The organism is Viridibacillus sp. NPDC093762 (assembly GCF_050279675.1).
GTDB lineage: Bacteria > Bacillota > Bacilli > Bacillales_A > Planococcaceae > Viridibacillus.
Genome location: NZ_JBNNUK010000004.1, coordinates 180,535 through 194,210 on the forward strand (window position 1 = coordinate 180,535; position 13,676 = coordinate 194,210).

The following is a 13,676-nucleotide window of genomic DNA, read 5'->3' on the forward strand; positions in this document are numbered from 1 at the left end:
GTTCCTCCACCCCAAAATTAGTTAAGCAATTCCTCATACACCAGGTCGTGAATCTGCCTTCTGATTTCTCGAATCGAATTGTTTCTTCCAAAATGCACGGCATTCGTTAATAATATGATAGAAGATTTTTTTACAGGATCCATGCAAATACTAGTTCCTGTAAATCCTGTATGCCCAAAAGCTCCTACGCTCACCTTCTTTCCAAAGGATACTGATGGTTCTTCACCAGTCAGCACTTCAAACCCAAGACCCCTTCCTAAAAACGTATTCATATATGCTGACTCCATCCAATTGAATGGAATAACCGACTGTTGTCGAATACCTAACCAATACTCTGAAAACAAGAGTAAATCCTTTGCGCTTGAAAATAAGCCAGCGCTACCAGATACACCGCCTAGTAAAAGCGACTTCTCATCATGTACATCTCCTTGGACATATTGTCCTTTAACTAGTTCCGTAGAAGCCACCTTATATTTTTGGTTATCCAGCAATAAAAATTGTGTATTATGCATATTCCACGGATTAAAAAAATGTCGTTTCACAAATTGATCTAACAATTCCCCTGTCACTTTTTCTACTATCTTGCCTAATAAGATCATCCCTAAATCGCTATACTCGACAAATCGACCTGGGTTATTGACTAAATTACATGCTAATATCTCACTCATTATATCTCTGTTATGATGTCTCTCTACTTTAGGCACTAACCCTGCTGGCAATCCTGAACTGTGTTGTAACAAATGTCGAATCGTCACCTTTGGAAATCGAAATGCTGGTATAATTTCCGACACACTTCTATCAAGTTGAAGCTCATTTCTGCTTAGTAAATATAAGGTGGCTGGTAATGTAGCCACGACCTTTGTTAAAGAAGCCAAATCAAAAAGGGTATTCTCTGTGATTGCATGCAATTGCAAATCCTTTCCCTTGAAATGCCCGTAGCTCTTGGTTATTAAATACTTCGAATTCTGTTGCACACTAATAACTGCACCCGGAAGCAATTTTTGTTGAATTATTTGTTTGATATACTCATCTATCATGACAACACCCTTGTTATTTTTTAGATTTTCCATGTTATTACGATATGAAATTAAATAACAAAAAATAAGCGGATTTCTGAAATTTTTTTTTAAACCATATACACATAGAAAAAGAGCTATCCGTCATATTAGCGGATAACTCTTTTTCTATGTGTTCTATTGAATACATTAGTCAATCTTTACAAAAAACTGCACTTGATTATAATGTCAATTCTTGCAACGCCTTTTTCAATTCCTGAACCTCTTCCAAACTTAACGTTACGCCCTTACCCATCTTCGTATGATCCTCAGACCAATCTCTTAGATCATACTTAGGGGCACGATCATTCCAGCTGATTAAATTTAATTCTTTCTGCCAACCTTTAGCACCTTCAGAAAGTACTGCAATGTTTTCTACGATTTCGTATTTTAGTTCTGCCATTTACTCTTACTCCTTTGTTCTTTAATAACTTCATCATTTGGACTAACTAGCTTAAATACATGATGTTACAATACTATTTTCCTTAAGCACCATCAGCCTCGTAATAATCCATTATATCAGAACTTTTCTAGTTCTTATTTGCAAAGCGAATTGCTCTACTCATGACTGTAGGCACGACAGATGCATGATTTTCTTCTGGAGCACAGTAAAATTCACATTCCACATACTTTTGTTGATCTGCGCTTAATCGGCTGAACACTTGTTTTGCATCGTCAACCATAAAGCCCTCACACTCACCTACTGCAATGTAAAGGTTCTTCTTCTCATCCACTTCCGATTGTCTCAGAAATCCATCCATGTATGTTAAAATTTCATAATCATTCCACCAGATTGATGGACTTAAAGCTAGATAAGTTTGAAAGGCTTTTGGTTTTGTAAAAAGTGTCCATAATGTAAAAAGACCGCTGAGAGAATGTCCGAACAGAGCTTGTTTTCCCTTATTAATAGAATAGCGTCTTTCTATTTTCGGTTTTAACTCTAACTCAATAAAATCAAGAAATTTCTGTGCTCCTCCGTGGACACCAACATCAAAACCCTTTAGCCGATCTGGATAAACATACTTACTTGCAGGTGCAGTAAAATCATAGAATCTTCTTTTGGAAGTATCCTTCCCTTCACCTTGATGCCCTATCCCTACAATAATCGCCTCATTCACCAATGTTTTCGGTGCATTTCTAGATTGCAAACTTACGATACCTTGAGCAAATTGAAAGTATGAATTTCCATCTAATATATAAATAACAGGATAGCCATCTACAGGTGGGGGTGAACTAGGTATTGATACTTTTATATCATATGAATAATCCATTTCATCAGAATAGTATAGCCATTGTTCTGTATTGTCTTGAGTGACTTTATTTATTGCTTTCACTACTTTTCCCCCGATTCATGCTCTAGGAAAGTATCATATCCAAAACACACTGGTGCCCCATTTTCGGGGTCTATCATTATGCGTGCATCGATATTGAACACTTGCTTTAGAGTGCCTTTTTCTAAAATTTCATTTGGTGTACCGACAGTAATAATTTCTCCTTCTTTCATTGCAATGATTTCATGCGAAAAACGAGCAGCATGGTTGATATCATGTAATACCATTATTATTGTGCAGTGATGCTCTTTATTTAGACGCTCTACAATCTTCAGCACTTCAAGTTGGTGAGCAAGATCTAAATAAGTCGTCGGTTCATCCAACAGTAATATACTTGTCTCTTGTGCAAGAGCCATTGCTAACCATACTTTTTGGCGCTGACCACCTGAAAGTTGGGCGATTTCTCGATCACGAAAAGCAGTCGTTTTCGTTATATCCATAGCCCATTCAATCACTTCAATATCTTTATTTGATAAAGTACCTACATTTTTTCGATGCGGGAAGCGACCGTAAGAAATAAGCTCCTCTACTTTTAATTGTAACGGTGCTTCTGGATTTTGAGATAAGAGTGCTAGTTGCTTTGCAATCTCTTTCGTCGAAATCTTCTTCATATCTTGTTCCTGTAAAAGTACATTCCCACTTTGTTGTTTTAAGATTCGTCCAATTGTTTTTAATAAGGTTGATTTACCACATCCATTTGGACCGATAATTGTTGTTATTTGTCCTTCTTTAATTGTCGTATTCAAATCTGAAAAAACCGTGACTTTTTCATATCCTGCCGTCAATTGTTTCGCTCTAATAACACTTGTCACCATTTATCGGTTCTCCTTTTACGCTTTTGATTTAACTAATAAATATAGAAAATAAGGCACACCTAAAATTGCTACTATGATGCCTACAGGAATTTCTGCAGGGGCGAATACTGTTTTTGCAATATAATCAGAGAAGATGACTAACAGCATTCCTACTGCAGCACTCATAGGAATGACATACCGATGTTGTATACCTACAAGTTGTCTTGCGATATGAGGAGCCATTAATCCAATGAAGGATATACTACCTGATACTGCTACACATGCACTTATTACACCGATGCTACATAAAAGCAGTATCGATTTCTCTTTTTCAATTTCAATTCCAAGACTTTTAACACTTGCCTCTTCAAGCTGTAAATAATCTAATAAATAAGCTTTTCTGTAGATTATAGGTATCAAAATCAAAAGCCAAGGTAACATGGCAACGATGAACATCCAGTTTGCATTATAGATACTTCCAGTCATCCAAACAGTCGCCATCTCAAAGTCACTTTCACGCATTTTAAGAGAAATAAACATTGAAAGCGCACCAAATCCTGAACTAATGGCAATACCTGTTAAAATCAGACGCTGCGTATCTAGTTTGCCATTACGCCAGGAAAAGCTATATATAATAATTGCAGCAGCTAATCCACCTATAAATCCAAATAAAGGCATGATTAATATCGAAATCCAGTTAGAGCTACCAGATGCAACTAACTGCATCTGAAAAAGAAACATGAATACTACAATAGAAGTACCTGCACCAGCATTGATACCTAATATTCCTGGATCAGCTAAGCCATTTCTTGTGATTCCTTGAATAACCGTACCCGCTATACCTAGTCCTAGACCTACAAGAGCCGCAATAACAATTCTCGGAAGGCGGAATTGAAAGATAACTAGATCAAAATCATCATTTGGATTAATTCGTAACAACGTTGTGACGACATCTTTAATCGACATATCGAAAGTGCCATTGGTGATATGAATGTACATAGCTATAAAAACAAGCAAAAAAGCGGCTGTAATTTTCATCATAAAATGTTGTTTATGCACGTCGTTCTCCCCCTCTCGTACGAATTAAATAGAGGAAGAAAGGTACACCAATTAACGATGTAACTACACCAACTGGCGTTTCAAACGGAAAGTTAATAAATCGACTACCAACGTCACATAGTGCTAAAAAGACCCCACCAATAATCGCTGAACAAGGGATGACAAAGCGGTAATCGACTCCTACAAGAAATCTCGTGATGTGAGGAATAATTAATCCTACGAAACCGATTTTCCCTACAAGAGCCACAGCAGTACCGGTTAAACAAACGACTATTAATATACTTATAGCCTTAACCCATTTTGTACGTTGACCAAGACTAATCGAAATATCCTCGCCAATTGATAAAATAGTAATGGATTTAGCAATGTATAAAGCAAGTAAAAGACCAACTAAACCAAATGGTAAAGCAAGTAAAAGAATTTCGGGATCAACCTTATGAATTTTAGCGTTATACCAAAAACTCATGTCTTGTGAAATTTGAAAGTATGTAGAAAGTGCTGCTGATATACTGCTTAAAAAAGTTCCAATAACTGTGCCGATAATGGCTAATCTTACAGGAGATAGGCCATTTCTCATTAATGAACCAAAACCAAATACAATCCCAGCCCCAAAAGCTGAACCAACCATAGAGCAAATGATTAGATTAAAGTTAGACATGCCAGGGTATAAAATCATACAAATCGTGATTACAAATGCTGAACCATCGGTTACCCCCATAATAGAAGGGGAAGCAAGATAATTTCTTGTCATCCCCTGCATTATAGCGCCTGATATTGCAAGAAATGCTCCTACAAGCAGAGCAGCTAACACACGTGGCAAACGAGATTGCATGATAATATTATGATCAACATTTCCTGAATCGAATTGTGTAATCGCTAGCCAAATTGTAGTTACATCAATATCCTTTGTGCCGTATAAGATTGATAACGCAATTGTAAATACGATGAAGAGAGGTGCAGTACCCATAATTAGGATTGGTACAAATTTAGGTTTCTTCATTTTATTTATCATAGGCTCACACATTATTTCGATAGATTTTCAACAGCTGCATTTAAGAACTTTTCTTTACTCCAAGCTGTACCACCTTGTGCCATAGGTTCTACTACGTTCACAAACACTTTGTCGTTTTTAGCAGCGTTAATGCTTTTGAAGATAGGATTTTTTAATACATCATCTAATGCAGCAGTTTTCTTATCATTCTCGCTTTCCTCGAATTGCAAGAAAATAATATCTGGATTTACTTCTGCCAAAGTTTCAATTGAGATCTCTTCTTGAGCAGCAGTTTTAGTAATTAATTCAGGAACTTTTATTCCCAGATCCTCATAGATAACAGGATTTAAATACACACCCTCTGGATACACGAACATGCTATTGGCACGAATACGTATTACAAACACATTTTTGTCTTTCACTTTTTCAGCTACTTTAGATTTTGCAGCTTCTGCTTCTGTTTTGTAATCATTAATAATTTTTTCCGCTTCAGATTCTTTACCTGTCAACTTACCCATTAAAAGTAGATTATCTTCCCAATCCGTAGAAATATGTGATACCGGAATCATCGTTCCGATCTTATTTAATTGCTTAGCCACTTCATCTGGATATTTTGACGAACCTAAAATAACATCTGGCTTTAATTTTAAAATAGTTTCATAGTTCGGTTGCATTTTTTCACCGATAGAAGTTGCACCTTCCAAATCACTAGCAAGGTATTCTGGTAGTTTACCAGCAGTTGTTACGGCTCCGAGTGGTTTTACATTAAGCATTGCTGCGTCTTCCATAGATTCTAAACTTGCAGCGATAATATTATTTACTTTAGATGGTAAAGTATATGATTTATCTAGATATGTGATTGTTTGTTCTTTTGAAGCTGTTTCTTCGGTTTCTGCAGCTTTATTGTCCTCTTTTTTTGGAGTTGTTTCATTCCCTCCACAAGCTACTAAAAATACCGCTAATCCAAATATCCAAAATCTATTCATTTTCATCTGTTAAGTCTCCTTTATGTATTAGTAAATATAAGCAGGCCTACTTATTTGCTGTTAATCAATTGATAATGATTATCAATATCAATAACTTTTACCAATATAACCCTTAATATACAAAGTGTCAACAGCAATTGTAAGTTCTATTAAATTTCGTTTAACACGCTCAAATTATTGAACATTATTATGTTAAATGCTGATTTAGTTTGTTTAAATTCCCTACATTATAGAATTCCGCACTAACAGATACTAAATGCCAAATCTACATTTCTGCGTTATTTTGTATAGTAAAGGAAAAATTTGTTTCTATTCAAGCAGGATTTTTAACTTATTTTATTGAATTATTAAGAACTGTTATTACTTTTACATAAATGAGGGATCAACCACGATGAAAGTGAAGAAGGTTCATATAGAAAAAGAAAAGCGATGTATTATTGTTTCAGATATTCATGCAAGTTTGGATTTATTTAAAAGATTGCTTCATAAAGTTACATATACAACAAATGATTATTTAATCATTAATGGTGATATGTGTGAGAAAGGTGAGAATAGTTTAGAAGTCGTAGAATACATTAGAACACTTTGTAATCACTCAAGTAATGTGTATGTCACTAAAGGTAATTGTGATGTATTGTTCCGATATGTAGAAAACGGTGACCAAAGTATTCTCTCCTATATTGAAAAAAGGAAGAATTCCATTTTAAATGACATGCTAGCTGCCAATCATGCATACTTAAATGATTTTGAAAATTTAGAACAACTGACTCAATATTATCGTCAACATTTTGGAGAAATATTAACTTGGCTTGAACAATTACCACATGCAATCGAAACAGATGAATTCATAGTGATTCATGCAGGAATTGAAAATAAAGAAGATTGGCAACAGACAGAGGAGACATTTGCTTTGCAAGTAAATGCTTTTTACGAAAAAAATCATCAAGCTGACAAAATGGTGATCGTTGGACATTGGCCAGTGGTAAATTACAGATTTAATCAACCAACTTCACATCTACCATTAATCGATTTGGATAAGAAAATAACGGCAATTGATGGAGGAAATCAAATCAAAGCAGACGGTCAATTAAATGCTTTAATCATTCAGGATAATCAATATACGTCATATTATGTTGACGATTTAACAAATGAAGTCATTATAAAAAAAGACCATCTTGATACAACAAATCGAGTAGGCACAGTTACTTATCCATATTATGAAATGCAAATCATTCAACAAGAACAATATTTCACGCTTTGTGAAAATATAAATCTCCAGCAACAACAATGGATCAAAAACGAATATTTACAAATTGTTGATGGAAAAGCAACATGTACCCTAGGGATTAGTACGACATTTCTTTCAGTGCAAGAATCAGAAAGAGTATGGCTCTTAAATGATTCTACAGATGGATATATCTTGATTAAAAATTCCATTGGTGAGATTGGATGGATACCTAAAGAGTGTTTATTCTAAGATAACTTCCTATTATAGAAATATAGTAAACACAAATACCCTGTCGTAATAATCTACGACAGGGTATTTTTCAATTAACTTTTAATTCACGTTGTAAAGGCTCCAAATCCACTTCAAACCCTAAATCTTCAAGCATTTGGCGATCTTTTTCTCCTGCTTGTCCTTCCGTTGTTAAGTAGTCACCTAGGAAAATAGAGTTTGCCGGGTATAAGCTAAGTGGTTGAAGTGTACCAAGATTTACTTCACGACCTCCAGATACTCGAATTTCTTTAGATGGATTGATAAAACGGAATAGGCATAATACTTTTAGGCAATAACGAGGGTTGAGTTCATGTGTACCTTCTAGCGGTGTACCATCTACTGCATTTAAAAAGTTTACTGGAATAGAATCTGCATCCAATGCATGTAGACTACGCGCCATTGTAATCACATCTTGTTGTGTCTCTCTCATACCAACGATAACACCTGAGCAAGGTGAAATCCCCGCTTCTTTAGCTAGTTCAACAGTTCTTACTCGATCATCATATGTATGTGATGTCGTAATGTTTTCGTGATGATTAGCAGACGTATTGATATTATGATTATAACGATCTACGCCCGCTTCCTTTAACTTCTGTGCTTGTTCTGGCTTTAGAATACCTAAGCATGCGCAAATGGTCATATCACTATGTTTTTCTTTTATAGCCTTTACAGAATCTATGACAATATCAATTTCTCGATTTACAGGCCCACGTCCGCTTGCAACGATACAGTATGTTCCTACATTTAGTGATGCTGCTCGTTCTGCTCCTGCGACGATTTCATCTTGTTTCATCATCGCATATTTTTCAATCGGGGCTTTTGAAACAATGGACTGTGAACAGTATCCGCAATTTTCTGGGCATAGACCTGATTTCGTATTAATTATCATATTTAATTTCACTTTATTACCATAATAATGATTTCGAATTTTATAAGCTGCGTGTAATAATAATAATAATTCTTCATCAGGGCTTTTTAATATTGCTAATGCTTCAGTATCTGTCAATTGATAACCGTCTAGGACTTGCTGTGCTAACATTTCATAATTCATTGTGATTACCTCACCTTCAACACTTTTTGTAATCGATGACCAAATACACCTGCAAATACAGCTAATATTAAATCTTTTGGTAAAGGTGGCATCATCCAAAGCCATGCCATTTTATAAGTGAAGCCTTCAGGTGCGCTAAACCATAACATATATGCAGCATACATCCAGTTAGTACCGATCAAATAGCTCACGATTACCCCTATGATCGCTGCTGTGATATACATTCTTTTCGAACGATGATTTTCTACAATTTTACCAACAATAAAAGCAACTAGTATAAATGCAACAATAAAACCAAATGTTGGACTTAATATTTGGGAAAAGCCTCCTCCGAAACGTGCGAAAACAGGCGCACCAGCTAAACCGATTAACATATACACCGTAATTGAAAGAGCACCTAGTCGGCTTCCCAATACAAGGCCAGCCAATATAGCAAAGAATGCCTGCAATGTAATCGGTACGCCACCGACTACCATAAACGGTGCGAAAGAAGTAATATTCGCCCCAATCATCATAAGTGTTGCAAATAATGAACAATAGACTAAATCGACTGTTCTCAATTTACTTTTAGAATTCACTGTACTTGTTGTCATATTACACCCCTTTATGTTTTTGTATTTATAAATATAGTAAAAAAAAACACCCCTTGTGTCAACCTACCAAAATATATAGGTTAACACAAATCTCGATAACATATTACAATGCATTGCATTGTCAACTAATGTACTTCGTTGTGTTACAATAGATATATTAGCAGCTACTTTCAATTGCTTCTACTAACTAAGGGGGCTTTACATTATGTCAAATGTCAACGTTGTAACTCCAGAGGTCGGTTTACCGGAGCGTAAAATCATTACAAATCGTCTTTTCGAATTTCTTTATTTAAAAGAAAGACAGGTACCTATTCAAGATGTATACACAGCCATGGCCAATGTTTTTCAACTGACTACTGCACAACAAAAACTAACCTTAAAAAGCGGGGCAAGCCTTTTCGAAAATGAAGTAAGAAATGCTCATACTGAATTAAAGAAAAAGGAATATACTACGAGTACTGCAAAACGAGGATTTTGGAGCATTAGCGAAAAAGGTAAAAAAGTTTATCTCCATTCTCGTCTAAAAAAATTTAATTAATAAATCGATATAATCGGCTTCCAGGGGGATAACATATGTCAAAGGAGCAATATCATGCCGGAAACTCATTAACTTTGCGATTACGAAAAAGTGATGAGGGCATTATGAGATGGGCCGGTGCTCAATCTGAAATCGGAGATTCTATACGGTTCCTAATCGAGCAAGAGATACAGAGAAACGGGTTTAAGGATTTGTCTTTGGAGATTAAAAACAAACGCCCTATCCTTCCTACCTCTACAGACATAGAGCCAAATTTACTAGCTTATTTATACAATCGCAATGAACCCGTAGCAATTAATGATGCATATGAGGAAATGCGTGAGATGTTTGAAATCACTGAGGATGAAGCACGTATTACAGTGCGTGATGGTCAAGAACCTCAATGGAAAAACAATGTTCGTTGGGCTAGCCAACAGCTGAATATTAAAAACTTTATCCGCAAAGACTCTCAGTATGGTTATTGGGAGATTTCAGAAGATGGCAAAGTTTATTACGAAAAAACTCAAAATAATATGACTATGCAAAAAGAGGTTGCTCATAAGCCAATATAATTGGCTATGAGCAACCTCTTTTTTATAAAAATCTTATTAGTTTTTAGCAGATTCAAATGCTTGATACATTTCACGAGCTGCTACTGTAATTTCAGCTACAGTGTTGAATTGATAAATAGTACTCCCTACACCTACGCAAATTGCTCCATTTTTGAAATACAACAAAGCGTTGGGATAGCTCTTCTAACTCCTCAGAAAATCCTGGTACAATGCGATCAGTGTAGTATGTGAATGATCGACCCATCTTTTTGTACCAAAACACTATTATTATCAGTAAATAACACCTAACAACTTCGAGTTTATAATTAAAATTTAGTATATTTTTTATCCTTTATCTAAATAATATAGACAGTTCGTTTTTAGGAGGAAGTACATGAAACCAATTATTAAAGTTCTAGATGTCACATTAAACAACCTAAAAAACGTCAAATACGGAACATTTCATATCGATACAAACTTTGACAAATTAGAAGAGGCTAATGTTATTGGATTCTATGGTCAAAATGGTTCAGGTAAGACTGCTGTTGTTCAGGCATTTCAAATTTTATCGGCACTCTTAGATGGTGGGATTTATAAAAAACTTCCTCATGTTCATCATCTACATATATACTACGGTGAATCATCCTTACAACTAAATTTCCAATTCATCATCAAAAATAAATTTGGCGAGTACTTCTTAAAATACGCTGTAACACTTGTGGTTGGTGAAGAACGACTAAATGTAATGACAGAAAACTTAAGTTATCGAGAAAATAAACGTGGGAAACGCTTTAAAAATATACTCTCAAAAGACGGAGAGGAAGTTACTATCCGCACTACCAATCTCCCCTCTCTAAACCAAAATGATCGAGTTAAAGTATTAGTAGCAAACCATCTTTCTAAAGAAAATCATTCTTCCTTCATTTTCAGAAAAGAAGTTAGAAATATTCTTCCCAATCATTTAGGTGAAGTGGAAATGGCACTCATTCAAAATATTATTTTTGACTTCAAGAGAGACTTGCATATCATTGATAATACGCAGTTTGGTAACTTAATCTCTAATATTACGATGCCTTTTAATATACATCTTGAAAATAAACGTGGCGTTATTCCTTCTAAATTAGAAGATACTACTTTACTACCAAAAGACATGTTCAATGCAATGAAAGAATTAATAGAACAAACGAACATCGTTCTCAAAATGCTTATTCCAGGTCTACAGATTAAAATCCATGTTCTTCATACACAAAAATTGAATGATGGATCTGATGGTGTGCTCGTTGAGTTTCTCTCACGAAAAGGGGACATTGAGCTACCTTTGAAATGTGAATCCGAGGGTACGTTGAAGATAATCTCTATCTTAAGTACAATAATTGCTGTTTATAACAATCCCAATGCCTGCGTTATTATTGATGAATTAGACGCGGGTGTATTTGAGTACTTATTAGGTGAACTACTTGAAATTATCCATGAGAATGGAGCAGGCCAATTGATATTCACCTCCCATAACTTACGTATACTTGAAGTACTACCAATTCATAATTTATGGTTCACTACAGCGAATGAAGAGAATCGCTATATGCAATTAAAGGGTGTTAAAAAACTTAATAATCCTAGAGATGTCTATTTGCGTGCAATTCAGTTAGGTGGTCAAGACGAATCAATTTACAAAGAAACGAATGCCTATGATATGAAAAGAGCATTTAGAAAAGCGGCTATCATAAATGAGTAATAAAGCTAAAAAAGTTGTCTTGTTACTAGTAGAAGGTGCCTGTGAAGAAGCTTTATTATACGATCGAATACGTACTTTATTTAATAATAATGAAATTAGATTCGATATTATTAAAGGTGATATTATGGGGGATTTAAACCAAAAGAGCTCCAATATCAAAAACCTAGTTGGAGATCGCGTTAAAAGCTATATTAATAAAATGAAATTAGGCACTACAGATTTATTGGCAATTATCCAAATAGCCGATACAGACGGCTGCTTCATTGATGAATCTGCTGTTATAATTGATGAAAATCAAGGTAGATTAACGCTCTATAACGCTAAAAATATCAGTGTTCCAAATAGCAATCAACAAAACAAAATTATTGAAAGAAACAAATTAAAAAGCAAAAACATTCATACCATGCGGACGCTCAATTCGATTTTATCTGGCAAAGTAAATTACCAAATTTATTATTTCTCTAGAGCACTTGAACATATTTTGTTTAACGAAGCCAATCCCGAAACACGTTATAAAGTACGTGAGGTTGAGGAGTTTTTAGAAAATGAACAAAAGCCAATAGAAGAGTTTCTTTCTAATTTTTTACCCATTTCAACTAGTATGACATTAGAAGAAAAGTATTTGGAAAGTTGGCAAAGCATCTCTGCTGACCTTGCCTCTTTGGAAAGATATACAAATGTACCACTAATGTTCGATTACATGAAAATGATTAACGAGTAACAATAAAAGCCTTGATACCAAGTCATTTTGGTTTCAAGGCTTTTATATTACTCATTCAAGCTTTGGACTGTTGGGTGTCGCTAAATTTTTTTGACGTTTTACTGGATCCAGTTTACGCTCTATGAAACCAAGTATCAAATCTGTTATGACAGCCATCAGTGCTGTTGGAATGGCACCTGCTAGAATAATCGCTGTACCATCCGTAGCATTTGTACCACGGATGATAATTTCCCCGAGTCCACTGCTCCAATGAAAGCACCAATTGCTGTAATACCGATAGCAACCACAAGAGCTATACGAATTCCTGCAATAATTACAGAGAGTGAGAGCGGTAACTCAATCATATACAGCACTTGAATGCGTGTCATTCCCATCCCTCTGCCGAAATCTGTAAGATCCTTATTAATATTATTAATACCTGTATATGTGTTTTTAATAATCGGCAGTAATGCATATAAACCTAAGTTCTTTTACCCCTATCGATTAGGCTCTTTTCTATAACTTTTAATCCCTACAAAAATACTTTGTTTTTCATATTGACTTTCATCTTTAGAAAAAGTAAGATAATTGAAACAATAGAATATTACTTATCATGAGAAGCTAAGGGACTGGTCCGATGAAGCTTCAGCAACCACTGTATAACAGAATGGTGCTACTTCCAGCAAGAGAAATCTTGACAGATAAGGGTGCATACACAACATTTAAGCTCCCTCTTTTATAAATGGGAGATTTTTTATACCTTCAATACATAGTAATTCTATAAGAATTATAAACTTAGAGAAGACGAGGGGATTTAT

General features: G+C 35.1%; 15 protein-coding genes, 1 pseudogene and 1 riboswitch. Of the genes and pseudogenes, 5 read left to right on the forward strand and 11 right to left on the reverse strand.

Translation table 11 applies throughout. From position 1 onward, the window contains the following. Positions 1-17: 17 nt before the first annotated feature. From ACQKM9_RS07795 to ACQKM9_RS07825, 7 genes are all read right to left on the reverse strand, one after another. A complete protein-coding gene (locus ACQKM9_RS07795) occupies positions 18-1,037 on the reverse strand; it encodes a serine hydrolase domain-containing protein (RefSeq protein ID WP_427733810.1) in 1,020 nt (339 codons plus the stop codon). A gap of 199 nt (positions 1,038-1,236) precedes the next feature. Then, entirely contained in the window at positions 1,237-1,458 is a 222-nt protein-coding gene (locus tag ACQKM9_RS07800) for a YdbC family protein (protein ID WP_427733811.1), read from the reverse strand. Positions 1,459-1,585: 127 nt separating this feature from the next. After that, complete coding sequence (locus ACQKM9_RS07805; protein WP_427733812.1) at positions 1,586-2,389, reverse strand: alpha/beta hydrolase; 804 nt, start codon at positions 2,387-2,389, stop codon at positions 1,586-1,588. Beyond that, positions 2,389-3,201, reverse strand: coding sequence for an ABC transporter ATP-binding protein (locus ACQKM9_RS07810; RefSeq protein ID WP_427733813.1), 813 nt, complete (start codon positions 3,199-3,201; stop codon positions 2,389-2,391). Before ACQKM9_RS07810 ends, ACQKM9_RS07805 begins: the two co-directional genes overlap by 1 nt. Positions 3,202-3,216: 15 nt before the next feature. Then, positions 3,217-4,221 carry a FecCD family ABC transporter permease gene (locus ACQKM9_RS07815; protein ID WP_427733909.1) on the reverse strand — a complete coding sequence of 335 codons (1,005 nt, stop codon included), beginning with the start codon at positions 4,219-4,221 and terminating at the stop codon, positions 3,217-3,219. Positions 4,222-4,231: 10 nt separating this feature from the next. Next, positions 4,232-5,239, reverse strand: a complete 1,008-nt coding sequence (locus ACQKM9_RS07820) for a FecCD family ABC transporter permease (RefSeq protein ID WP_427733910.1) — start codon at positions 5,237-5,239, stop codon at positions 4,232-4,234. Positions 5,240-5,262: 23 nt separating this feature from the next. Next, positions 5,263-6,222, reverse strand: coding sequence for an ABC transporter substrate-binding protein (locus tag ACQKM9_RS07825; protein ID WP_427733814.1), 960 nt, complete (start codon positions 6,220-6,222; stop codon positions 5,263-5,265). A gap of 385 nt (positions 6,223-6,607) precedes the next feature. On the opposite strand from ACQKM9_RS07825, the gene ACQKM9_RS07830 reads away from it, so the two are divergent. Beyond that, positions 6,608-7,693 (forward strand): metallophosphoesterase, encoded by a 1,086-nt coding sequence (locus ACQKM9_RS07830; RefSeq protein ID WP_427733815.1) that lies wholly within the window; start codon positions 6,608-6,610, stop codon positions 7,691-7,693. 70 nt (positions 7,694-7,763) lie between these two features. On the opposite strand, the gene bioB is transcribed toward ACQKM9_RS07830, so the two are convergent. Together bioB and ACQKM9_RS07840 are read right to left on the reverse strand one after the other, a co-directional pair. Further along, positions 7,764-8,765, reverse strand: coding sequence for a biotin synthase BioB (gene bioB, locus ACQKM9_RS07835; RefSeq protein ID WP_427733816.1), 1,002 nt, complete (start codon positions 8,763-8,765; stop codon positions 7,764-7,766). Between the two features lie 5 nt (positions 8,766-8,770). Then, positions 8,771-9,358, reverse strand: coding sequence for a biotin transporter BioY (locus ACQKM9_RS07840; protein ID WP_427733817.1), 588 nt, complete (start codon positions 9,356-9,358; stop codon positions 8,771-8,773). 205 nt (positions 9,359-9,563) lie between these two features. Between ACQKM9_RS07840 and ACQKM9_RS07845 the strand changes: the two genes are divergently transcribed. Then, complete coding sequence (locus tag ACQKM9_RS07845; RefSeq protein WP_053418161.1) at positions 9,564-9,896, forward strand: winged helix-turn-helix domain-containing protein; 333 nt, start codon at positions 9,564-9,566, stop codon at positions 9,894-9,896. A gap of 35 nt (positions 9,897-9,931) precedes the next feature. Beyond that, positions 9,932-10,447 carry a winged helix-turn-helix domain-containing protein gene (locus ACQKM9_RS07850; RefSeq protein WP_427733818.1) on the forward strand — a complete coding sequence of 172 codons (516 nt, stop codon included), beginning with the start codon at positions 9,932-9,934 and terminating at the stop codon, positions 10,445-10,447. 36 nt (positions 10,448-10,483) lie between these two features. Here the strand turns inward: ACQKM9_RS07850 and ACQKM9_RS07855 are convergent, their stop codons facing one another. After that, positions 10,484-10,609 carry a hypothetical protein gene (locus ACQKM9_RS07855; RefSeq protein ID WP_427733819.1) on the reverse strand — a complete coding sequence of 42 codons (126 nt, stop codon included), beginning with the start codon at positions 10,607-10,609 and terminating at the stop codon, positions 10,484-10,486. Between the two features lie 211 nt (positions 10,610-10,820). On the opposite strand from ACQKM9_RS07855, the gene ACQKM9_RS07860 reads away from it, so the two are divergent. After that, a complete protein-coding gene (locus ACQKM9_RS07860; protein WP_427733820.1) occupies positions 10,821-12,158 on the forward strand; it encodes an AAA family ATPase in 1,338 nt (445 codons plus the stop codon). After that, positions 12,151-12,879: a hypothetical protein gene (locus ACQKM9_RS07865; RefSeq protein ID WP_427733821.1), complete on the forward strand. Its 729-nt coding sequence runs from the start codon at positions 12,151-12,153 to the stop codon at positions 12,877-12,879. The genes ACQKM9_RS07860 and ACQKM9_RS07865 overlap by 8 nt, the downstream gene beginning before the upstream one ends. A 51-nt stretch (positions 12,880-12,930) precedes the next feature. Here ACQKM9_RS07865 and ACQKM9_RS07870 read toward each other — a convergent pair. Beyond that, positions 12,931-13,337 (reverse strand): annotated as a pseudogene (locus tag ACQKM9_RS07870) (ABC transporter permease); the annotation flags it as partial. A gap of 126 nt (positions 13,338-13,463) precedes the next feature. Next, positions 13,464-13,566, forward strand: a riboswitch (SAM riboswitch). Positions 13,567-13,676: the final 110 nt, after the last annotated feature.